At 69.6% G+C, this 21,507-nt stretch carries 13 protein-coding genes and 1 tRNA gene; 9 read left to right on the top strand and 5 right to left on the bottom strand.

What is annotated here, in order from left to right:
- Positions 1 to 14: 14 nt before the first annotated feature.
- Entirely contained in the window at positions 15 to 2,198 is a 2,184-nt protein-coding gene (locus tag LN251_RS11385) for a hypothetical protein (protein WP_458244325.1), read from the bottom strand.
- A gap of 262 nt (positions 2,199 to 2,460) precedes the next feature.
- Between LN251_RS11385 and LN251_RS11390 the strand changes: the two genes are divergently transcribed.
- The 4 genes from LN251_RS11390 to LN251_RS11405 all read left to right on the top strand — a co-directional run bounded on the left by LN251_RS11390 (position 2,461) and on the right by LN251_RS11405 (position 6,734).
- Positions 2,461 to 3,051, top strand: coding sequence for a hypothetical protein (locus LN251_RS11390; RefSeq protein ID WP_458244326.1), 591 nt, complete (start codon positions 2,461 to 2,463; stop codon positions 3,049 to 3,051).
- A gap of 131 nt (positions 3,052 to 3,182) precedes the next feature.
- Entirely contained in the window at positions 3,183 to 3,815 is a 633-nt protein-coding gene (locus tag LN251_RS11395; RefSeq protein ID WP_458244327.1) for a hypothetical protein, read from the top strand.
- A 106-nt stretch (positions 3,816 to 3,921) separates the two neighbouring features.
- A complete protein-coding gene (locus tag LN251_RS11400) occupies positions 3,922 to 6,348 on the top strand; it encodes an AAA family ATPase (protein ID WP_458244328.1) in 2,427 nt (808 codons plus the stop codon).
- Positions 6,348 to 6,734, top strand: a complete 387-nt coding sequence (locus tag LN251_RS11405) for a hypothetical protein (RefSeq protein ID WP_458244329.1) — start codon at positions 6,348 to 6,350, stop codon at positions 6,732 to 6,734. Before LN251_RS11400 ends, LN251_RS11405 begins: the two co-directional genes overlap by 1 nt.
- Before the next feature lie 174 nt (positions 6,735 to 6,908).
- Here the strand turns inward: LN251_RS11405 and LN251_RS11410 are convergent, their stop codons facing one another.
- Positions 6,909 to 10,706 carry an AAA family ATPase gene (locus LN251_RS11410; RefSeq protein ID WP_458244330.1) on the bottom strand — a complete coding sequence of 1,266 codons (3,798 nt, stop codon included), beginning with the start codon at positions 10,704 to 10,706 and terminating at the stop codon, positions 6,909 to 6,911.
- A gap of 441 nt (positions 10,707 to 11,147) precedes the next feature.
- Between LN251_RS11410 and LN251_RS11415 the strand changes: the two genes are divergently transcribed.
- The 5 genes from LN251_RS11415 to LN251_RS11435 all read left to right on the top strand — a co-directional run bounded on the left by LN251_RS11415 (position 11,148) and on the right by LN251_RS11435 (position 15,415).
- Positions 11,148 to 11,627, top strand: a complete 480-nt coding sequence (locus LN251_RS11415; protein WP_458244331.1) for a hypothetical protein — start codon at positions 11,148 to 11,150, stop codon at positions 11,625 to 11,627.
- 268 nt (positions 11,628 to 11,895) lie between these two features.
- The gene (locus LN251_RS11420) at positions 11,896 to 12,573 is read left to right on the top strand and encodes a hypothetical protein (protein WP_458244332.1); all 678 of its coding nucleotides are present in this window, start codon (positions 11,896 to 11,898) and stop codon (positions 12,571 to 12,573) included.
- A gap of 179 nt (positions 12,574 to 12,752) precedes the next feature.
- A complete protein-coding gene (locus tag LN251_RS11425) occupies positions 12,753 to 13,706 on the top strand; it encodes a site-specific integrase (RefSeq protein ID WP_458244333.1) in 954 nt (317 codons plus the stop codon).
- Positions 13,699 to 15,129, top strand: a complete 1,431-nt coding sequence (locus LN251_RS11430; protein WP_458244334.1) for a hypothetical protein — start codon at positions 13,699 to 13,701, stop codon at positions 15,127 to 15,129. Before LN251_RS11425 ends, LN251_RS11430 begins: the two co-directional genes overlap by 8 nt.
- 213 nt (positions 15,130 to 15,342) lie before the next feature.
- A tRNA-Arg gene (locus LN251_RS11435) sits at positions 15,343 to 15,415 on the top strand.
- A 243-nt stretch (positions 15,416 to 15,658) separates the two neighbouring features.
- Here the strand turns inward: LN251_RS11435 and LN251_RS11440 are convergent.
- Genes LN251_RS11440 through LN251_RS11450 form a run of 3 tightly spaced genes read right to left on the bottom strand, consistent with a single transcriptional unit; the run spans position 15,659 to position 20,805 of the window.
- A complete protein-coding gene (locus LN251_RS11440; RefSeq protein ID WP_458244335.1) occupies positions 15,659 to 19,042 on the bottom strand; it encodes a S8 family peptidase in 3,384 nt (1,127 codons plus the stop codon).
- Positions 19,043 to 20,164 (bottom strand): CU044_5270 family protein, encoded by a 1,122-nt coding sequence (locus LN251_RS11445; protein WP_458244336.1) that lies wholly within the window; start codon positions 20,162 to 20,164, stop codon positions 19,043 to 19,045.
- Positions 20,161 to 20,805, bottom strand: coding sequence for an RNA polymerase sigma factor (locus LN251_RS11450; RefSeq protein WP_458244337.1), 645 nt, complete (start codon positions 20,803 to 20,805; stop codon positions 20,161 to 20,163). Before LN251_RS11450 ends, LN251_RS11445 begins: the two co-directional genes overlap by 4 nt.
- Positions 20,806 to 21,507 lie beyond the last annotated feature (702 nt).

The following is a 21,507-nucleotide window of genomic DNA, read 5'->3' on the forward strand; positions in this document are numbered from 1 at the left end:
GTGGATCGTCTCCTTCAGTCGTCGGTGCCGGATGAGTCAGTCAGGTCAGAAAGATCAGGAAGTTCAGGAAGCGTCTGCATCGTCAACGTGCCGTCGGCGAATCCGTCGGCGGCGACGCGGGCGAGGTCGTCGAGCGCGTCGCATTGCTCCCGCAGCAGCGCCGCCCGCCGGGCGACCTCGGCGAGCACGGCGTCGAAGCGCTCCGCCTCCTCCCGCGCCAGGTCGGGGATCAGCAGGTCCTCGACAGCCCGGGAAGCCCGCACCGCGCCGCTGGTGCGCTCGTGCTCGGAGGCCGCCGCCCGCAACAGCGCGGCCAGCGCTCGCGGCCGTACCGGCGGATCGGCATCGGGGTGTACGCGCAGTACACGAGCCGGCGCCGCGACGACGGACAGCCCCTCCTCATCGACGTACACGCCGAACCGTGGGTTGGCCGTGACGACCACATCTCCCGGCTCGGTGAACTGGGCGTGCCCGTAAGCCGTGAGAAGAACGCCACGGTCGATACGACGGCTGCCCGACCGTACATCGCCGAGGATTTCCTCCGGCGTGATCACGCGGTAGTGGCCCTCGGGCGTGAGGTGCTCCACGGCGATGCGGTGGCCGGGGCGTCGGCGCAGTCGGCGTTCCTTGAGGAGCCTGCGGACCGTCGTACGCCGGACGGGCTTGTCCTCGGGCCGCAGTACGGCCTGGACCCGCAACGCCGCGCGCAGGTCGGCCTGCGCTCGGGCCCGCTCGTCGAGGTCCGCCAGGCGCTGCTCCAGGTCGCCGATCAGAGCCGGGCGTTCCATGACGTCACGGGTGTAGCGGGCCTCGGTTGTCCGATGCTGCGGCGTGAACGCGATACCGGGCCGGTCGTCGAGCACCTTGACCGGGATGATCACCGCGTTGCGCGGCTCGTGTCGGCGGTCCCCGCGCCAGCCGGCGGCACGCCAGATGGCGATGTCCTCGGTGAGCGTGTCCAGCACGGGTTCTGTCAGGGGCTTCGCCGAGTAGTCGGCGAGGAAGACAAGACCCGTGCGCTCCGAGTCCGACGTACGGGAGAGCAGCCACACGGCCGTGCGGTAGCCCGGGCGGTACGGGAGCGCCCCGTCGGGCAAGCTGATCGCGGCCTTGAGCAGGCCGTCATGGAGGAAGGACCGGCGCAGGCGGTCGGCATCCCCGTGCTGGGGAAGTGACCGTACGAGGACGTCGGCCGGGCCGAGGACGACGGCCGTGGAACCAGTGGCCAGGTAGTCGGTGAGGGTCTGTACCCGCTCCAGCACGGCCCGCGCGTTCCGAACCTCGCCCGCCTGGTAAGGCAGGACGCAGGCCAGCAGGTCCGGGTACCCCCAGTCCTCGACGGACTCCGCGGACAGGTCCTCACCCTCGGTGACGTCGAGGTGGAACTCGTACACCTCCCGTACGAGCATCCGGCGTCGCACCAGGCGGACCCGGGCCGGGTCCGGGTCGGCGGCGAGGTAGGTGTGTCCGGAGCCCTCGGGGGCGGCGGCGTGAAGGGCGGCGAGCAGGTCGCCCGCGCCGGCGTACGGCGTGGCGAGTACCGCGTCCTCCTCCAAGGCCGCCACTCCGGTGAGGGCCGCGAGAGCGCGGACCAGCGGTGGGGCGGGTACGTCGGCGGCTAGTTCGGTGGAGCCGAGGCGGCGCCGGGCCTCCAAGACCCAGTCGAAGGCCTCGGCGGGGGTGTAGGCGGCCTCGGCCAGCTCGTCGGCGAGGACGGCCAGCGCGGCGCCGGTGCGGTCGGGGTCGGGTACGGCCCGCAGCTCAGCCAGCAGGAAGGCGTCCTCCGTGTCGAGCGCAGCGGCACGGTCCAGGATGTTGTCCCAGCGGCGACCGGAGACGGCGGTGTCCAGCTGCTGGCGCAGGCAGATCAGGGCTGTCAGCGCCCCAACGAGTACGGGAGCGGGCAACGCGGGGGTGCGCCAGGCGGCAAGCGTGTACAACGCCAGTTCCGCACGCAGCCGTCGGCGGTCGGCGTTGCCGCGCCCCGTGTCAGCCAACCAGTCAACGACCTCCCGCGCATCGAACAAGGGGCGTCCGTCCTCGTGGGCGACGGGTGCAGGGAAGTCGGGGTGCCGTCGGCTCCAGGTGGTGGGTACGGGCCGTTGGACGCGGGCGAGGGCGGCGATCTCCGCATAAGTGATACGCCAGGCCGGCAGGTCGGGCAGGATGTGGGACACCGCATCGAGCGCGGTACTCACCGGTCGTCACCCCCCGTCTCTTGTGTACCGGTGTTCAGTGGCCCCTGTGACTCTGGGCGGAACGCGTCAGCGCCTGGGCAAGTAGCAGCACCCTACCCCTCTGCGGGTTTCTAGCGGCCCACGCCACTGATAACCGGGGTTATCAGGATCTCCAAATATAAACACGACGGATTGCGGCACCTTGATCCCTGTCGGCCACGCCGCTCAGGAGCGGACGGCCGCTCACTCACTGGACCAGACACGACGCCCCGGAGGTCCCGCCATGTCCGACGCACCCTCGACGCCCCCCACCGCCCAGTCCTACGGCTCCAACGGCCCTGTTCAGGCGGCTGGCCGGGGCGCCATACCGCCCCTGCCCCCGCTGCCCCCGACCGGCAAGCCGTCGCGCCGCAGAGCATGGCTGACGCACGGTGCGACGGCGTTCGTCGCCCTGGTCATCGGCGCCGCGATGGGCGGCGGAGGCGGGCCCGGGTCCACCACGGATTCCGCGCACCCCGCTCCGGCCGTCACCGTCACCAAGACCGCCGACGCGCCGGCGCCGGAACCGGCGGCGACGGTCACCGAAAAGGTCACGGTGACACCGAAGCCGGCCAAGGAGCCCGGCCCGGCGGCCTCCGTGGCGGGAAACGGCACGTACCTCGTCGGCGAGGACATGAAAGCTGGCACGTACAAGACGGCAGGCCCGGCGGATAGCGCCATTCCCAACTGCTACTGGGCCCGCCTCAAGGACGCGTCCGGCGAGTTCGACGCGATCATCGCCAACGGCAACGCACAGGGCCAGGCGCGCGTGACCGTACGCAAGGGCGAGTACTTCCAGACGTCCGGCTGCGAGACCTGGAAGAAGGTCGGCTGACAGGCCGACGCGGGCCGTCCCCCCTTCCGCTCCCACGACGCTCTCGACCGTCTGCCGGCGCACCCGCCCGTCATCCGCTGCCACCACCCCCGTCCGGCGCTCGCCGTCCGGCGCCAGTCCAGGAGGATCCCGTGAGCCGCCGTTCCCCGCTCGCCCGCGCACCCCGCCCCGACACCCGCGTGCGACGCGGGGTGCAGTTCAGCGACACGGTGAAGGCCGTGCCCGGGCCGATCGTCCTCGCGACCGACGCGTCCGTGGGCAAGGATCACGTCGGCATCGGTTTCCTCTCCACCACTGGTCACGCGGGACTTCGAGCCCACCTCTACCCGGTGCACCTCGCCCGCCCCCACACCCGCGTCGTGGTGACTGAACTCCGGGCCGTGTACTGGGGCTTGCAGCCCGTGCTCGCCGCCCACCCCGGCCGCCCGGTCGAGGTCCGCGTCGACAGCCTCGACGCCCTCGGTCACCTGCGGGCCTGGCGGGAAGGCGGCACCCGCATGCCGAAGGGCTACGACACCCACCTGCGGTCCCAGGGCCGTACGCCCACGCTCACGCGTCTCCAGATGCTCGTCGAGTACACCCCGAGCCTGACGTTCGTCCACGAGAAGGCCCACGTCGGAAACCCGCTGAACGAAGCCGCCGACTCCCTGGCCAAGCTCGGCCTGCGCGCCGTGGGCGGCAAGGTCCCCGTCGATGAGATCCCGCGCCTCCTCCCTCTGTGGGCCACCGGCGCCCTCGGCGACTCCCGCAGCAGCCGGGCCTGACCCGGCCGCCTGGCAACACACGCAGGCCGGGGCCCTCTTCTCGCACCGACACAGCCCCCAGTCCCCCATCGCCCCGCATTCCGCGACAGACCACAGGAGCCACGCCATGTCCCACACGGAACAGCCGCATCCGACGGACCGCCCCGCGACCGTCGCCGAACTCGTGCAGACGCGCCTCGCGGACGCGCCGCTCCCCGAGCCCGTGAAGGTGCTCCTCAAGGAGGCCCTGGGCGACGGACCCACACGGGAGACGTCCTCCGTCAGCCGTATCTATCTCGAATCGGTCGCCGTCACCCGGTTCCGCGGCATCGGCCCGCGCGCCTGGCTCAAGCTCAGCCCCCGGCCGGGCGTGAATCTCGTCGTCGGCCGCAACGGCTCCGGCAAGTCCAGCATCGCCGAGGCGATCGAGACCGCCTTCACCGGGACGAACCCGCGCTGGGAGGGCAGGAACGCGGTGCGCGGCAGCAACTGGCGCAACCTCCACGACAGCGAGGGCAGACCCGAGATCGAGGTGAAGGTTGCCATCGGCGGTGACGGCGGCCGCAGCACCCTGACCCGGACCTGGACGAACGACGAATTCACCGTCTCGCAGGCCGAGTTGAGGCGGCCCGGACACAGCCGTACTCCCCTTGACGACGTCGGCTGGAAGCAGGCGCTGACGGACTACCGGCCCTTCCTGTCGTACGTCGACCTCGACCGCATGATCAGCGGCAAGCCCTCCGAGATGTACGACGCGATCGCCACGATCCTCGGCCTGGAGCAGCTGAGCGACGCCTACCTCTCCATCGGCCGGGAGGCCAAGGTGCTGAGCGACGCGAAGAAGGCGGTCGAGGACGCGCTGCCGGGTCTCAAAGAGGCGCTGTACCAGCTGGAGGACGACGACCGCGCGGTCCAGGCACTGCTCGCCGTGGACACTGCGGGAGCCCCGGACTTCGAGGCCCTCGACTCCCTGATCACTGGGCTGCCCGCCGAGAGTGACGAGGGGCTGCTCGCCGGACTGCGTGCGGAGGCCGCCGTACAGGGTCCCGACACGGCGCAGGTCGGTGCGGCCGTGGACCGGCTGCGTACGGCCCTTGCCGATGTGGAGGACCTGCGCGGCACGGGCGCCGATGACGCCCTGCGGCGCGCGGACCTTCTGGAGCGCGCGCTGGTCCACCACGACCGGCACCCGGACACGGGCTCCTGCCCCGTGTGCGGCACCGGCGAGGTGCTGGACGCCGCCTGGGCCGCCGACGCTACCGTCCAGATCGCCGCTCTGCGGGAGGAGGCCGCAGCCGCCCGAACCGCGCGCGACGCACTGCGGTCCGCGGTGTTCGCCGTTCAGGACCTCGTCCACACGCCCTCGCGGATCCCTGAGCCGTTGAGGGACCCGTGGAAGGCCTGGACGGCCTGCCGGGCCATCAGCGATCCGACCGACCTCGCCCAGCGTGCCGCGCAGGCCGCGACGGTACTGGCCGACGCCTGCGACGCGGTGCGTACGAGGGCCTTCAGGGAGCTGGAGAAGCGAGACGAACGCTGGCGTGCGCTGGTCATCCGCCTGGCGGGCTGGGCGGAGAAGGCTCGCGGAGTGGACGCGAACCGGCAGCGGCGCCGCGACCTCACAAAGGCTCAGAATTGGGTCAAGACGCTGGCCGGGGAACTGCGCGAACAGCGCATGGAGGACTTCGCCGACCAGTCCCAGCGCGTCTGGGAGCGGCTTCGTCAGGAAAGCAACGTCGACCTCAAGGCCGTAACCCTGAAGGGCAGTGAGAGGGCCAACGTCCGCAAGCTCATCATGGACGTCTCCATTGACGGCAAGGAGGCGTCGGCGCTCAGCGTCATGAGCCAGGGCGAGCAGCAGGCCCTCGCGCTGTCCCTGTTCCTGCCCCGGGCCACCACCGCCGACAGCCCCTTCGGTTTCGTCGTCATCGACGACCCGGTGCAGTCCATGGACCCCGCCAAGGTGAACGGCCTGGCTCAGGTCCTGCACGAACTCGGGCAACACCGTCAGGTCGTCGTGTTCACCCACGACACGCGGCTCCAGCGGGCGTTCACCAGCCAGGAGCTTCCGGTGACGGTGTTCGAGGTCGAGCGGGGCGAGGCATCCCGGGTGCGGGTCCGGCCGGTGACGGACCCGGTACGTCAGGCACTCGACGATGCGCGGGCTCTCGCAAGCACCCCCGACCTTCCCGCAGCGGCGCGGACGCACGTCCTGCCCAGCCTGTGCCGCATCGCTCTGGAGAACGCCTTCCTGGAAGCCGCCTGGGTCCGGCACCACCGCGGCGGAGGGCAGGGGGAACTTCTGCAGGCCATCGTGACCGACGCCGACCGGTTCGCGAAGTTGGCGGCCCTGGCCCTGTTCGGCGATGCCGCACGGGCCGCCGACGTATACCCGGAACTGCGCGCCCGGCACGGGCGGCACGCCACGGACCTCGTCAGGCAGTGCCAGGACGGTGCCCACCCCGCCGGAGCGCAGATCACCGACCCGCACCGCTTCGTGAACGAGATCAAGTCCATCGCCGAGAAGGTACGCAAGCCCGAGGAGACCGTCTGATGCGCGCCCATGCCACCTCGATCGACGCACTGCTGCTGACCACCGACCGGCTGCTCACCGAACAGCACATCCGCACCACGTCCGCCAGCCGCCACCGCGGCGCCTCCTTGGCGCTGCGCACTGCCCTGGAGATCGCCGTTGACCGTCGGCTGAACGCGGCCCTGCCCGGACTCGGCCGCCTCTCCGGGCGGGCCAAGCTGCTCTGCCTCCGCTGCTGCACCGGTGCGGAGACCGCCCGCCGTACGAAGGCCGTCTGGTCGCACCTGTGCCTGGGGTGTCACTACCACCAGTACGAGATCGGGCCCTCTCGCGACCAGGTGCGCACCTGGCGGGCAGAGGTCGGCGAGCTTGTCGAGGAACTGCGCGCCGATCCCGTCCAGCGATGACGGCGCGAGCGCGGCATCCGGGATTGCATCGCCCGCAGGGGTATTCGGCCGGACAAAGACGATCAGGCCTGAGTCCGTCCTGCTGAGGGCGCGGCTGTCCTACGACCAGGCGTTGACCTCGGCCCCTGCTCAAGCCTCGAACCTGCGACCCAGAGACGTCAGCCAGAATCCGTCCTACTCCACCGCTCGCCTCGGAGACCGACGTGCCGTTGCCTTCTTCTTCGCCGTGCGCGGTGGCTGGTAGATCTCGTCGCGGCCGATGACGCGCAGCGCCTTGTCTCGCCATGCCGGCACGTCCACGCCGTTCTCGTCGCTCGTCCACATCAGCGTGCCGTTCGGCCCGCCGCCCTCGTCAGCGGGGAGGATGCCCTGCTCCGCGTACCACTTCTGCTTTTTCTGCCAGGAAGAGGCGTAGCTCGGGTCATGGAGCATGCCGAGGTGTTCCCAGTAGACCGTACGACCGCTGTAGGTGCTGATGGTGAAGTCGGGACGGCGGGGCATGGGGTCGCTGCCGTCCCTGTTGTACAGGGGTTGCTCGTAGACCCATGCGCCGGGGGCGATGTCGTCGAGGATGTCCGCGATGGTGACCTCGTTCTTGCTGCGGACCGGTACGCCGCTGGCGCTGATGTGCAGCAGCCGGGAGTCCACCCGGACCGACGGGGCCCCTGCGTGACCGGCGATCTGCCGCGGAGACGGGGGCACCATCAGGTCGGTGAGTCGGCGAGCGGTGTCGGAACCAGTCGCCCGAGTCAGAAGCAGCAGATCCTCCAGTGGGCCCTCGTGGCAGAGAATCACCCGCTCGGTCTGCCGGGTGAGGGCGGTGTAGAGCAGTTCGCGGGACAGGCCCTGCACCGCCGCCGGCAGCATCAGGATCACAGTGCCGAACTCACTGCCCTGGCTCTTGTGCACGGTGAGCGCCCAGGCCAGCTCCAACGGCGGGTCCTCGTCGCCACGGCCGTCCCGGTACGGAAACCACCTGCCGAGCTGGGAGGAGAACTCGACATGAGCCGCGGGCCTGAACTTCATCCCGCCCGACTTCGTCTTCCCGGTGACGACGCCGATCTCGCCGTTCGCCACATACCCCGGCTCCGGCTTCCAGACTCCGGGTACCTCGCCCCTGGCCCGCTTGTTGCGGGTGTTGACGACCTTGTCCCCCAGAATGATCTGCTCCGCGCCGAGCGGCTTGGGCACTTTCGCACGGTAGTGCAGGGCCTGCTGGAGGGCCTGACCGCGGTGGCGACGCTTGAGGTGCCGGTTGAGCTCGACAGTGCCGTGCGCACGGCCCCGAACCGGGGAGAGCACCTGCCACTTCTCGCATTCCCCCGGGGCGGAGCGGAAGTCCGGGTAGACCCGGGGTCCGACGGGTTTCTCCATCGCCCCGTACGACTTCGCGAAGCTCAGTCCGTTGTCGTCTCCGCTGACCTTGAATTCCTCCTCCAACACGTCGTCGAGCACTTGCGCCGCTGACCGGCCGTTCCAGGCGACGGCCCGCAGATGCTGTAGGGCGTCCCCCCGCCGAAGCTGTGCCCAGACCTCGTCGGCCCCTTCCATAAGCTCGTCACCGCTGAACCACCGGGCGAGCAGCAGGTCCTCCCGGGTACCCTCCTTCCCGCGCTGCCGACGCAGGATCGTGAGCTCGGCCCAGCCGGGCGCGACACGTGGCCATTGCGCCGGATCGTGCTCCCCTCTCGCCCTGCGCTCCAAATCGACGAAGGGGCGGCCCGAACCGATGGGCGGCAACTGGCGTGGGTCTCCGACCAGGATGAGTCGCTGAGGCAGAATCAGCGCGTCCAGCAGCGCCGCGAACATGTCCTCGGTGAGCATGGAGGCCTCGTCGACGACGACCGTCCCGTACCGCTGCCTGGTCCCGGGGTCGCCGGTGAGCAGATAGCGCGCGTTCTGTCCGTCGTAACGCTGCGATCGGCTCAGGAACTGGGCGAGCGTATACGCCTCGTGCTCGGCCTTCTGCTCCAGCTGGACCCGCGCCTTGCCGGTCGGCGCGAGCAGCAGCAAGCCGTCCGCTGTAATCTCGGGTCGCCGGGCCAGCGCCCTAACCAGAGTGGTCTTACCGGTGCCCGCAGGGCCGTTGAGGACAGTGAGCCGCGACTGATACAGCTCGTGCAGCGCAGCGGCCTTCTCCAAGCGTGCCCGCTGCTCGACCTGCAGGTCCTCGGCCGTTCCCTGGGGTGACCCGAGCACAGCGTCGAGCGTGGCGTTCAGATCGTCCGGCACCGTGTGCCGTGGGGCACCGCGCAGTCTGCGTACGACAGCACGGATCCATTCCCGGCGTCGAACCGCCGACCGCAGCTTGTATCCGAAGGCTCCGCCGGCGAGTTCGGTCCTGGTCAGTTGAGGCCAGTTCACCTCGTGGTCGTCGTCCAGCGAGCCGGGGTCCAGTTCGGTCCCCTGCATCACCGACACGGTGACATCCAGCGGCCGTACGACGTTGAGCTCGGCGATCCTGGAGAGGGCGTCGTCGACGGTAAGCAGCGTATGGCCCTCATCCTCGGCGTGCCGCAGCACAGTGACGAGGGCGGCCTCGACCCGTCTCCGGTCCAAGGGGCCGTCCAGGGGCACGGTCACCGGCAGCGGATAGCGTTCGGCGAGCCCCTGGTCGGGAAAGCAGCCCCGGTCGACGGTTTCGAAGAGGATGGGCTCACCGTCGTCCACCGTGCAGTTCACCAAGTCATAGGGGTTGTCCAGCAACTCATCGTCGGTGAGCTCGATGCCGGTCTTCCGGTCCAGCACCCGATCGAGCTGGTCCCTGGTCAGGTCGAACCGGCTCAGCAGCCGCAGGGCCTGTCGGCGCTCCTCGTCCACGTGCTGCCAGATGCCTCGGCTGGTGCCTGACACCAGTCGACGGAACTCCTCTGGCCCGCCTGCGCCTTCGAGCGCCTGTTGCAGCACTGGCCAGGGGTCTTCTCCTTCTGACACCACGGATGCGAGGACACGGGCGGTGAAGACGGGATGTTCGAAGCCGAGGCGTCCGAGCACCGCCGGCAGCCCGGGTGCTGGTCCACGACGCCGCCATGCCATGCCCAACTGCCGGTCCAGCCACTGCCGTGACCGCTCCGCCACGGAGCAGCCGAGCTCACTGGCGGCCTGGGCAGCACGTTTCAGCTCCAGTAGGGCGGCTACCGCCACATCGGGCGACACATGCTCGGTGGCGTACGAGAACTCCCTGTTTCTCTCGGGAGCCACGGCTAGCGCGACGCTCACATCCCGACCTTGTGCGGCGAGCCTCTCGAGCTCCTGGACTGGCAGCAGGATCCCCCCGGCACCGTCAGGTCTGAGAGTGTGCCGGATGATCGTCTCCCACATGTGGTTGGGAAAGGCGGTTCTGTCCGACCCGTTCCACTGCCCTGGCAGCGTCAGTGAGTCGACACATGCAGCACCCACCAGCATCCGCCGCGGCTGGGCCTCGAAGGGTGAGTGCTTCAGATAGAAGAACACCAAGGACTGCTCGGAACGCACATTTTCGAAGAAGGCCTCGATGACCGCTCGCTGGTTGTCCCCGTGTAGCAGCCAGTTCGGCCGGAATCCGAGCTTGCCAACGGCGAAGTCCTCCGCTCCCTCGGAGAAGCCGAGGATGCACTGTTCCTCCGCTACCTCGACCGCATTCTCCCGATTGAGCCAGTAGAACGGAATGCCGTGCGCGGAGAACGGAGGGACGTCCACCAGCGTGTCCGACACAGCTCTGAGGGCGTCCGTATGGCCGTATGGATGCCTCCGCGTCAAGACGTGCCCACGTGGGCTGAGGAAACCGCCACGCTCGGCAAGGCAGGCTGGCTCCGCACCCAGTGCCTCGAACCGCTCGCCGGCATGCGCTGCTTCGAGTATGTCGTCCCGGTCCTCGCCGACCTTCTTGAGCAGGATGCAGGAGCTGTTGCCCAGCGGGTCCTCGCACACCGTGCCACCCCACCCGCTGTCGTGCCAGGGCACCCGTACCGACAGATGCTGCACATACGCCATGCTCAGGATCCCCCCAGGACGGTCTACAGCCCAGCCAGACTAGTCTCGTGCACCGACACCTCTGCCCAAGTCCAAATGCGCCAGATCCTCGTACGTTGAGGTGGCGAATAGCGTCGGCCCACCAAGGACCGTCCTGCCTTCGGCCAACCCACCTCGCCTCACTCCGCACGCTCGCGACCCACACCGAATACTCCATGGCCGCATCGCCGAGAGCGCTCCTCTGACGCACCCCGAGCGCGTCCCCTCCGCAGCACAACGCGCACTTCAGGTGCGCTTGCGTCCATCTCCGCTGGTCAGCGCGGGTGCACCCGAAGCAGGCGACCCGCAGCGCATCTGTGAGTGAGAGCGCATCCAACAGACTTGCAGACACGGTGAGTTGTTGTTGTCTATGCTGTCGCCGCAGATCATGGACACCATGGCTGGCGCGAAAGGAAGGGCGAGGTGGCAGTGACCGACATCGATGCCTCCACGCATCACTTCCTCACCCAACTCAGTTCTCAAGCTGTCGAGTTGAGGAAGGGCGTCGAAACGGCTCGACGTGAGCGTGACGAAGCGGCAGCTCGACTCGCGGACCTTGAGAAGCGACTCGCGGACAGCATGGCAGCGCTGCGCGCCCTGCAGGTCTACACCGGGGAGACGCCGGGTGCGACCGCCGGCGACAGAGAAGCCGATACCTCCAACGGGCCGAACGGCACCCACGCGCTGTCGATCGAGGAAGCCATCCTCCGCGTGCTGCGGGCAAACAGTGGCTTGACCCCTTTGGAGATCGCACAGAGGGTCGATGCGCTGGGCGTGAAGAGTTCCGCCTCCAGCGTTCGGGCCCGCCTCAGCAAACTCGTCAAGAGCCGGACGCTCCGGCGTGACGGCAAATCCAGATACTCACTCGCCGTGGCGGGAACGGAGGCCACCCAGAACCCGTAAAGGTGCACAGAACACAGATCGGCCGCCGCAAGTTGCGAGCCCACGGCGGCCGTTGGCGTATGCCTCCAGACAAGGGTTCACACACCGACGGCCAGCCTAGGCCATTCGGTCGGACGGACGTGAGCCCTTTCCGAAACAATCGCCGATCTTCACGGCGACCAACGGAACAAGGACCCACAGAATGAGCGCTTCCTCGTCCGGACCGTCCGGACGCTCCTCTAGCCGGAGCGCGCCACGCGACCGTGGTGCAAGACCCGTTTCCTACCGCATGCCGCCCGTCGACATCCAGGCCGACCGGCAGATGGACCTCCTGGCCGCTGCGGTCACCACATGCGCGAACGGCCGCTCGGCAGTCAAGATCCGTGACTTCGTCCGGGAGACCGGCTTGGACCGACGCGACGTCACCCCCGCTTTGCGCTTCCTGACCGATACCGGCCTGCTGACATCGGGCCCCGCCGGCTGGACGCCCACAGTCTCCGGGGTACGCATCGGGCAGCTGTGGACCGCCAACCGCGAGGCAGCCAGAACCGTCTTCGGTGAGGTCTGGCGCGACTCCTGGGTGTACCAGCTACTGATCAACTCCATTCACCCGGGCGTCGCGCTCAGCGCCGACGAGATCGCCAAGGCCATGAGGCCCTACCGGACTTCCCAGCTGACGCCATGGGTGCACCTGGTCGACTGGCTTGAGCTGGCGCGATACGTCGAGCGTGACGACGACGGACACCTGCGCCTGTCCCAGGCGGCCAGCGCCGACGCCGAAAAGGCGACTCACGGGGAGGAAGACGACGAACCGCAGACTCCTGCCCCCGATACGTCCTCCGCGCAGCTCGGACTAGTGCTCCCGTTGAGCATGGATCAGCTTCTGCACCTGAGCGCCGAGGACTACGGCGCGGTCATGAGGTCCCTAGCGACGATCTACGACGTACTCTCCCGCCAACGGGCCTGACATCCCACTGCCGAGCCCGGCACCTGCGTCCACCGTCGTCACCTTTTTGCGCGCGAGCGTTTGCGCATTCCGGACCACCTTCCCGAGGCTGGTGTGAACTTGCACCAGCTTGGGAGGTTGCCGCCATGCCGCTTTCGCGTACGCCCAGACACCACCGAACGCTGCCCGACGGCCCCAGCATGCCCGCAACCGTCTCCGCGGACGTGACGCTGGCGCACGCCGTCGAGCAGACCGTCAGCCTTTGGACCGCCATGACCGCTCAGGGACAGATGTCTCCCCAGACCAGCCGTTCCTTCGCGCAACTATTGAAACGCTACGAACACTACGCACGTGCCCGCGGAATCGTCCTCGTCGATGACGTTACCCCCGACTTCGCCGAAGACTTCGTCTTCGCCCAGGGGCGCACCAGGCACGGACGGATCGGCGAATCGGCCACCGCGACGCTGCACCAGCGCCGCGCCGTCCTGCGCTCCTTCTACCGGACCCTTCGCGAACTGGGCCTCAGCGACGCTGACCCTACCCGGGATATCCGCCTGCCCGAACGCACCAAGACCGTGATCCGCCCCTTGGACGAGGATGAGGCCATCGCCCTGCGTCACGCCGCTGAGTACGTCAGCAGGCCCAGCCGGCATGCCGCAGCAGCAGCATTGGCCCTCTCGGGCGGCCATACCGGCGAGATCGGCCACGCCCGCGTCCGTGACCTCGACCAGGACGCTGTGGCCGTCTGGATGCACGGTTCAACCCGCACTGACCCACGCTGGTGCCCCCTCGACCCATGGGCACTGCGCGTGCTCCAGGCCAGGGCCGCCTTCGTCACCCGGCAGCAGCGCACCCCCGACGCAGCGCCCAACGCCCGTCTCGCGGTCTCCTCGGCCCCCGCACCAGACGAACAGCTGCAGGCCCGGGCCTGTGTCGCGCTGTCCGACCTCATCCGCCGCATCGGCCTGGGTGCTGATTCAAGGGTGAAGCCGGCCTCTCTGACCGCGTACGCCGCAGTGCGGATCTTCGACGAGACCGGAAAGATCGAGAGCGTCGCTCGCGGACTCGGGCTACGGTCCCTGGACCGAGCCGCCGATTTGGTCGGCTACGACTGGGCGCACCGCGCGGCTGAAGGACGGGCCGCCAGTGCCTGAGGACATCTTCGGTGACGCCCTCCCGCCAGCCCAGCGCGAACCACGCAAGCGGGCCTTCAGCGACAAAGACCGCCGTACTCTTCACGAGCGTCTCGTCGACTGTGCGCACAACCCAGACCTCTACGAGTTGGCCGAGGCGCTCCCGCCGCCCGGGAGGGTCGGTAGGCCCCGCCGCTATCCCGATGTCGCCTTCCTGTTCTTCCTCGCGGCCCGCAGTGTGCTGGCCTCCGCTCGCCGCACCGCCGCGCATCTCGAAGACCCAGAGGTGTGGACGATTCTCAGGGCCGGGGTGCGCGCAGAACTGGGTCGCACTGCGGCTGCCCTCCTTCCGGAGACGGGGCCGACTCGGTCCCAGTGGCTACATGCCCAGCAACGGCTACGCGAGCACTCGCACGACCTGTGGGACATGTATCGAAGCCTGACTCTCGAACAGGCGCTTGAACAGGGGATCTTCCCCGAGGACGAGACCCGGTCGTGGAGCAGCCCTCAGCGGCACCAGCTGATAGCCGCCGACGGCACGGTCCTGAAATCCCCGACTCTGGCCCGGGCCAGCCAGAGCGTGGATATGACCACCGGAGAAATCCGTTACCACCGCGTAGACCCCGCCTCCGTCGCGCAGACCGAAGGCGGCGGCACGGAGGTGTACGGGCCGAAATACGTGTTCTTCTCCGCTAGAAAAGACGAGAACTACCTATCTCGGGTCTTCCTGGACTCGCGCTACGTGCCCCACCTTCACCCCGGCGGAGAGGCAGCCGTAGCGGTCAAGGGCGTCATAGACATCATGTCCGCAGCCCCCGGCTGTATGGGTGTCCTCTACGACGGCGCCATCCGCGGAGTACATCGGGACGCGATAGCCCGGTTCGGCGGCCTCATTATCAACAAACAACACAAAGGGAACGAACCGCAATTTTATGAATCACTGCGCCCTGGTCGCTGCATCCACGAATTGTGGGCGGCCGGCGGACGCATCGTGGAAAAGGTTCACTACGCGGACGGAACCGCGGAACTCGTTCCGGTGCCGATCAAGCGGCTGGAGCGACGCGGACTCCGAACCTTCCGCTGGTACCACGTCCTGACCATTCCCTGTCGTCGCGGCGTCCACGAGCACAGAGTCGCCATCGGAACGACAAGCCGAAAGGGCGAGCGCCCACCCGGCGCGAGCGACGAGGAACGCGGCTTTCACCGCGCCGAGCATCTGCAACAGATCCCGGAGTTCACCCGCACCCATCAGCTCGTTTACCCCTACAGAAGCGACGCGGAGTCCGGCCACGCACAGCTCGACGCCTCCTTGTGGAACGGGCGGCTCATCTCCTACGGAGTCGAGGCCCAGCAGCTCCTGACCCTTGGCTTCGTCCTCGCACAGAACGCGACCAGCCGTGCCCTCCACCAGGCAGGAGCAGCCCTGCTGAGCCGCACCGCCTGACCACCTCTCCGCCCAGCTCCCCCAACACCAGCGCCCGCCCGAGCCCTGATCCGGTACCCTGTGGATCGAGCGCCCTGGCGGGCGCTGTGGCGTGCGTGGTGGGCTCAGCCCACCTCTTCACCACGGCAACCTGCCCAGGTCGCTCAGGGCTTGATCAAGAGACCTGGCCATGACTCGTCCATCGAGTTCCGTGCAAGGTTTCGAACAAGCCCCGCCTTCGTAGCTCAGGGGATAGAGCACCGCTCTCCTAAAGCGGGTGTCGCAGGTTCGAATCCTGCCGGGGGCACCGACAGAAGGGCCAGCTCAGGAGGGGTTTCCTCCAAGGCTGGCCCTTGGCCGTTTCAGGCACCGTGCCACATCCATGCCGCCACGAGCCCGCCCGATCCTTTTCAGAGGGCTCGGGGGTGGCCGCAGCCTCCGAGACTTCCCCCAGTCGTCCCTCCGCCGCGGTTGCACGCCTCTGCGGATCGACGAAGACGTGTGTCTCGGTCGGCAGCGGCGTGACCGCGTCGAGGGTGTCCGGACCGCGTCAGGTCAGGAGGTATGCCTTCAGGATCGTCACCGCGTAGATGTTGCCGGTGGTGTCGGTCAGGGTGGATTTGAGGGAGACCGAGCGGGCGTTCTTCGGGTGGGTCAGGGTGAGGGTTTTTTTGCCGTCGGTGGTGGTCACCGGGGCGGGGGACCAGGTCTTGCCAGCGTCGTAGGAGACCTTCACCGTCAGGGATTTCAGGTGGGTGGCCGCCGGGCCCTGGAGGGAGAGGGGGATCGTGGTGCGGCGGCCTGCGGGGGCCGTCCCGGTCGGGGTCAGCTTCGGGTGGAAGCGGACCGTGGAGAGGGGCAGCGAGCCGGAGTCGGACGGGCTGGACGTGAAGGTCCAGGCCGCTGTCAGGCGGCTCGTGGTCGTGGCCACGCCCGGCGGGCGGGTCAGGGTCGTTCGGACCGTGTAGCGGGCCGGGACGGACGGGAGCTTCTCCACGGTCTGGCAGAGGTCGCCGTCGTTGTCGAGCAGGGTGCTGCCGTCCGCGGTGACCGTGGTGTGGCGTTTCGCTGTGGAGAAGGCGGGGTGTCCGCTCCCGTCGGCGAGGTCGGGAACGCACAGGTCCAGGGTGTCGCCGTCGCGCCGTGCGCCGTACGGGCCGCCGGTGATCGGGCTGAAGACACCGACGTTGTACGTGGCCGCGTAGGTCCGGCCCGCCTGGTACGGCCTCGCGCTCTCCGTGCCGTAGAAGACGTCGTCGTCTCCGGAGGCGTTTCGCTGGCCCAGGTTGGCCGTCCACTTGAAGCCCTTGGGCGTGGTGACGTAGATCTTCGCGGTCGTCGGCAGCGGGAAGGGGTCGCTCACCGTGCCCAGTGACAGGGTGGGGCTGCTCCACAGGACGTTGACGATGCCCTTGCGGTGCGCGACGGACGAGCCGAAGTTCCGCTTCAGCAGCGCCAGTTCGTTCATGCGCGTGGTGTGCCGATAGCCGGTGGGGAAGCGGTCGGGCAGGTTGTGGAGCAGGTGGTAGGTGGTGCTGCCCTTCTGCCACAGGCCGCCGAGCTGCGTGCTGAGCCTCCCGGCCGGGGCGGTCGGTCCCAGGGTCGCGGTGCGCAGGTTCTTGAACGTTCCCCAGAACAGGGTGCTGTTGTGCGGTCCGCTCCCGGTGTCTCCGGTGCCCACGGCGAGGTTGAGCTGGCCGTCGGACATCTTCGCGCCCTGCGGCGCGGTGATCCGGACCGGCTTCGCCTTGCGCGCGTCGAAGACGACCGTGGTGTCCCCGGTCAGCGAGAGCCGCGGCCGGACCAGCGCGGAGGTGCCCCCGGCGTCGTCCATCACGGTGTCGACGACGTAGTCGCCGCGCGGGACCCGCACCCGGTACACGCCCTTGGAGATCTGCTCGGAGTCCGCGAGGTTCGTGGTCCAGTACGTGCCCGAGTACCCGAGGATCTCGGTCAGCGGAGCGCTCACGGGCTTGCCGCCGCGGTCGAGGAACTTCAGGGTGAGGTCGTATGCCTCGGCCTCGCGTACGACGCCGAAGGCGGTCCGTACGGCAGCGGGTTCGGCGCCGTTCCGCGCGGTGGCGACCAGCGTGCCCGAGTAGGCGCCGTCCGCCGCCTCGACGCGGGTGTCCGCGGTGAGGTCGACGTCGGCTGTGCCGCCCGCCGGGACGGTGAGCTGTGTGGTACTCAGCGTGAACATGCCTTCGGGGGCCGTGCTGCCTCCGGGGCCGGTCGCGGTGGCCGTCAGGTCCAGGGTGACGGGGTGGTCGCCGTCGTTGCGGTAGGTGATGTGCTGGGTGACCGGCCGGTCGTCGGTGTGGGGCCACAACTGCTTGCCGAAGGACACGGAGGTCTGTTCGCTCGCCACCGCCCCCTCCAGTGCCCGGGACAAGTCGACCCGGCCCGTCCCCTGCTGGTAGCCGGTCGCGCCGGTGGTCGGGGTGGTGGACGCGGTGAGCGCCTGCTTGATCCGTGCGCCGGTCCAGTCGGGGTGCCGCTGGGCGAGGATCGCGGCCGCCCCCGCGGCATGCGGCGTCGCCATCGACGTACCGGACATGGAGACATAGCCGTCGGCGGCCGGGTCTCCCATGTGGCCGTGCGCCGCCCTCGCCGAGACGATGTCCACGCCCGGCGCCGTGAGGTCCGGTTTCAGCGCGCTGTCGGCGGTCGGGCCGGTGCTGGAGAAGTCGGCGAGCCGGTCCTCGCCGTCGACGGCGCCCACGGTGAGCGCCGACTCCGCGGCCCCCGGGGAGTCGACGGTTCCCGCGTCGGGGCCCTCGTTGCCGGCCGCGGCGACGGTGAGCATGCCGGTGCTCTTCGAGAGGGCGTTCACCGCCGCCTCGACCGGGTCCTGCCCCGGGGTGTCGGCCTGGCCCAGGCTGAGGTTGGCCACCTTGGCGCCCTGCCCGGCGGCCCACTCCAGGCCGGCGATGACGCTGGAGTCACTGCCCTCGCCGCTGTCGTCCAGCACCTTGGCGTTGAGGATCTCGGCACCGGGCGCGACGCCCTTGTACCGGCCGCCGGACCGTGCGCCCGAGCCCGCCAGCGTCGCGGCCACATGGGTGCCGTGGCCGGCCATGTCGTCGGTGCTGCCGGTGCCGGTGAAGTCCTTCGAGGCCTTCACCGCCGAGGCGAGGTCCGGGTGTGTGGTGTCGACGCCGGTATCCACGACGGCGACCTTGACTCCCTTGCCGTCGTATCCGGCCGCCCAGGCGGCCGGGGCGCCGATCTGCGCGACGCCGCCGCCCGCCTCCCCGGCCGCCTCCCCGGACTTCGCGCCGTCTTCGTCCGCCGGCGCCTTGAAGCGGCCGTCCAGCCAGACCCGCGCGACTCCCTGCTCCTCGGTGAGGGCCTGCCACATGTCGTCGGTCCCGGCCTTGGGCACGGTGATCGCGGCGCCCGCCACGCTGGGCAACTCCCGGCGCACGGTGGCGTCCGCGTCCGCGACCAGTGACTTCTGGGTGCTCCTGCGCTGGGCGGACGGGCCCTCGTACGACACGATCAGCGGGAGCGTGCCGCGCCGGGTGTCGTCGTAGCCGGCGCGTATCAGGCCGCTGACGTCGAACAGCCGCATGTCCAGGACGCCTTGGCCGATCAGGGCGGCGGCGTCGGCGGGAACGACGTACTGATCGCCCCCGACGCCGCGCACGGACACCGGGACGTGCTCACGGCCCGGTGCCCGCCGTACGCCCGTCACCCGGCCCCGGGCGTCCAGCAGGACCCGGTCGCCGGTGAGGAGGGTGACGTACCGGCCGGCCGCGAAGGCGGAGCCGGCGGTCCGTGCGCCGAGGGCGGAGCCGCCGGGCGCCGCGACGGTGGCGGTGTCCTGCGTCCGTACGCCGAGGCCGGAGCCCGTGGCCGCCATCGAGACGCCCGTCATCAGCCCCGCCACCAGCAGGGCGGCCAGCGAGGCGCTCGTGGTTCTGTCGCGCATTCAGCTCACCTGCCCGGGGACCTGCTTGGCGGCGTCGACGACCGCGCGCTCGGTGATCGCGCTGGTGTGCGTGACGGTACCGGCCTTGAGGGGATTGCCCGCCGTGGCCCTGACCACCACGGTGCGCTCGCCGAGGAACTGCAGGGTCTTCTTGTCGAAGATCCACTCGGTGCGCTCGCCGTCGTTCTGCCGCGCGATCGCGACCCCGTGCCGGCCCGTGGCGTCGACCGCGTCATCCACCGCGATGACGCCGGGGATCTTGGCCGCGGCCTTGTAGAGGGCGGCGCCGACATCGGCGGGCGGGTAGCTCTCGGTCAGCAGATCACCGATCGCGACGAAGGCGGCCTGGTCGCGCGGGACTTCGGGGTCCCGGACGGCGTCCGACGCACGGTAGATCCGCTGCAGAAGCGTGTCGGGGTCGGTGGGCAGCTCGGCCAGGGCGTCGTAGGCGCCGCTGAACGGGGTGTCGCTCTTCAGGGTGATGCCCTTGTCGCTCGTCTCGCCGGCCTCGATCAGCCAGCCGTCCCTGCCGTCGAGGGAGTTCCAGACCTGGCGGGAGTGCAGCTCGTTGCTGACCGCCTCGCGCTTGTCACCGTCGGTCTTGATGTAGCTGTCGGCCACCTTCGAGGCGATGTAGATGTACTGGCCCTTGCGCGGGGCGGGCGCGGAGGTGTCGGCGGCGGCCAAGGAGATGCGTTCGAGGAGCTGGGGGGCGCCCTTGGCGTCGGCGACGCCGATCCTGGTGGTCAGTGCGGGGCCGGTGGCCAGGGCGGTCCTGCCGCCGTCGGTTCCGCCGCCGGTGAGGGCGAGGCCGCCCGCGACCGCGCCGGCCAGGGCGAAGGCCGCGGCGGGCAGGAGGACCGTACGGCGCAGGAACGGGTTGGAGTGCTTCACGGGCGCGACCGGAGAGGTGGCGGACGTACGGGAGGAGGTGGCGGACGTCCGGGAGGAGGTGGCGGACGTACGGGAGGAGGTGCGGAGGTCTTCGTGGATCCGGGCCATCATCTGCTCCTTGTGGAACTGGTGGCGGCCCGCCGGCAGATCCCGCTCGGCGGAGGGCAGCAGAATCTGCGTCTCCGTCCACTCGGCCGGGTGGGGCCGGTGGGAGGGGCTGGCGTTCATCGGTTTCCTTCCTGTGCGGACCGGACCGCGTATCCGCGATCACCTGTTATCTGCCGGTTCGTGCGGGTGGGTTCCCGTTTTTCTCCGAGCAGTTGCGCGTCGGCGAGCTTGCGCAGCCGGGCGCGGGCGCGGGAGAGGCGGGAGCGGACGGTGCCGACCGGGATACCGAGGGCGCGGGCCGCCTCGGCGTACTCCATCCCCTCCCACAGGCACAGCGTCAGGACCTCGCGCTCGGGGCGCTTGAGCAGGCTGAGGACGGCGAGCGTGGCGTTGATACGGCGCCGGTCGTCCAGGCGTCCGGCGGTCTCCTCGGCGTGGTCCTCGACCCGTTCCTCGGCGGCGTTCGCGGCGGCCGCGGCGCTCGCCGCGTTGCGGTAGCGGCGGTTGCTGCGGTGGTGGGAGCGGGCGACGTTGGTGGCGATGCCCAGCAGCCACGGCCGCAGCGAACCGCCTTCGGCCTCGACCGAGTCCCGGCGCCGCCACGCCTCCATGAAGGTCGTCGACATCACGTCCTCGGCCGCGGACCAGTCGGCGGTCAGGCGGAAGGCGTGGTTGTACACCGTGCGGGCGCACGCGTCGAAGAGTTCCGCGAAGGCATCCGGATCTCCGTTCCGTACCCGCGTTCGCATATCTGTGGTCACGTCTTGAACTGACGTACGGCGCGGGCGAGTTCCGGTGAGACACGTCACAGCCGTCGTACAGGTCACCGGGGCGGTGACCGCACGAGGACTCGGTGGACATGGCAGCCGCTCACCCGCGCACCGCTCAGGCTGCGAGGGCCGAAAGCAAGGCGCGCCCGATCTGATGCGGGCCCCGGTCCGGGGGCGCGCAGGCTGGTCGAGAAGCTGTTGGAGGTGTCGAGGCCGAACGCGGGCGCGGAACAGGCTGATCCGGCAACGCCCACCGGCACGAGCCGGCACCGGTCTCACGGACGGTGAACGGCGCCGTGATCGTCGTACGCAAACCAGGGCCCGGGCTTCGGCAGAGCTGCTCGCCCACGGGCCGCAACACTTGCGGACCGGAGCGGCCGAGAGCCGACGGGGCCAGGGCCTCGCGCTGACGATCGCGCCGGTCCAGGCACAAGCCATCCAGGCGCGCCCGGCATAGATCTCCCTGGCCCGACGATGCTCCGCCCTGTCCCGAGTGCACCAGCCCTGTTGTCGCGCGGCCTGGTGCTCGCCGGGCAGGACGACGACGGCCGACGAAGCTGCCGGACTTCGTGGCGGTGAACATGGAGGTGCAGTAAGCGGGCTGACAGGCGATCCGTTGGAGGTCTGCCCGGCATCGGAGCCGTTTCGCTGACATCCAACTCTGGCATCAACAGGGCCGTTGGACCCTCAGCG

The organism is Streptomyces sp. MAI_2237, from assembly GCF_054189285.1.

Coding starts and splice junctions, on each gene's coding strand:
- LN251_RS11390 (WP_458244326.1), top strand. CDS start 2,461: ATGTCCGACGCACCCTCGACGCCCCCCACCGCCCAGTCCTACGGCTCC.
- LN251_RS11400 (WP_458244328.1), top strand. CDS start 3,922: ATGTCCCACACGGAACAGCCGCATCCGACGGACCGCCCCGCGACCGTC.
- LN251_RS11405 (WP_458244329.1), top strand. CDS start 6,348: ATGCGCGCCCATGCCACCTCGATCGACGCACTGCTGCTGACCACCGAC.
- LN251_RS11410 (WP_458244330.1), bottom strand. CDS start 10,706: ATGGCGTATGTGCAGCATCTGTCGGTACGGGTGCCCTGGCACGACAGC.
- LN251_RS11420 (WP_458244332.1), top strand. CDS start 11,896: ATGCCGCCCGTCGACATCCAGGCCGACCGGCAGATGGACCTCCTGGCC.
- LN251_RS11425 (WP_458244333.1), top strand. CDS start 12,753: ATGCCCGCAACCGTCTCCGCGGACGTGACGCTGGCGCACGCCGTCGAG.
- LN251_RS11440 (WP_458244335.1), bottom strand. CDS start 19,042: ATGCGCGACAGAACCACGAGCGCCTCGCTGGCCGCCCTGCTGGTGGCG.
- LN251_RS11445 (WP_458244336.1), bottom strand. CDS start 20,164: ATGAACGCCAGCCCCTCCCACCGGCCCCACCCGGCCGAGTGGACGGAG.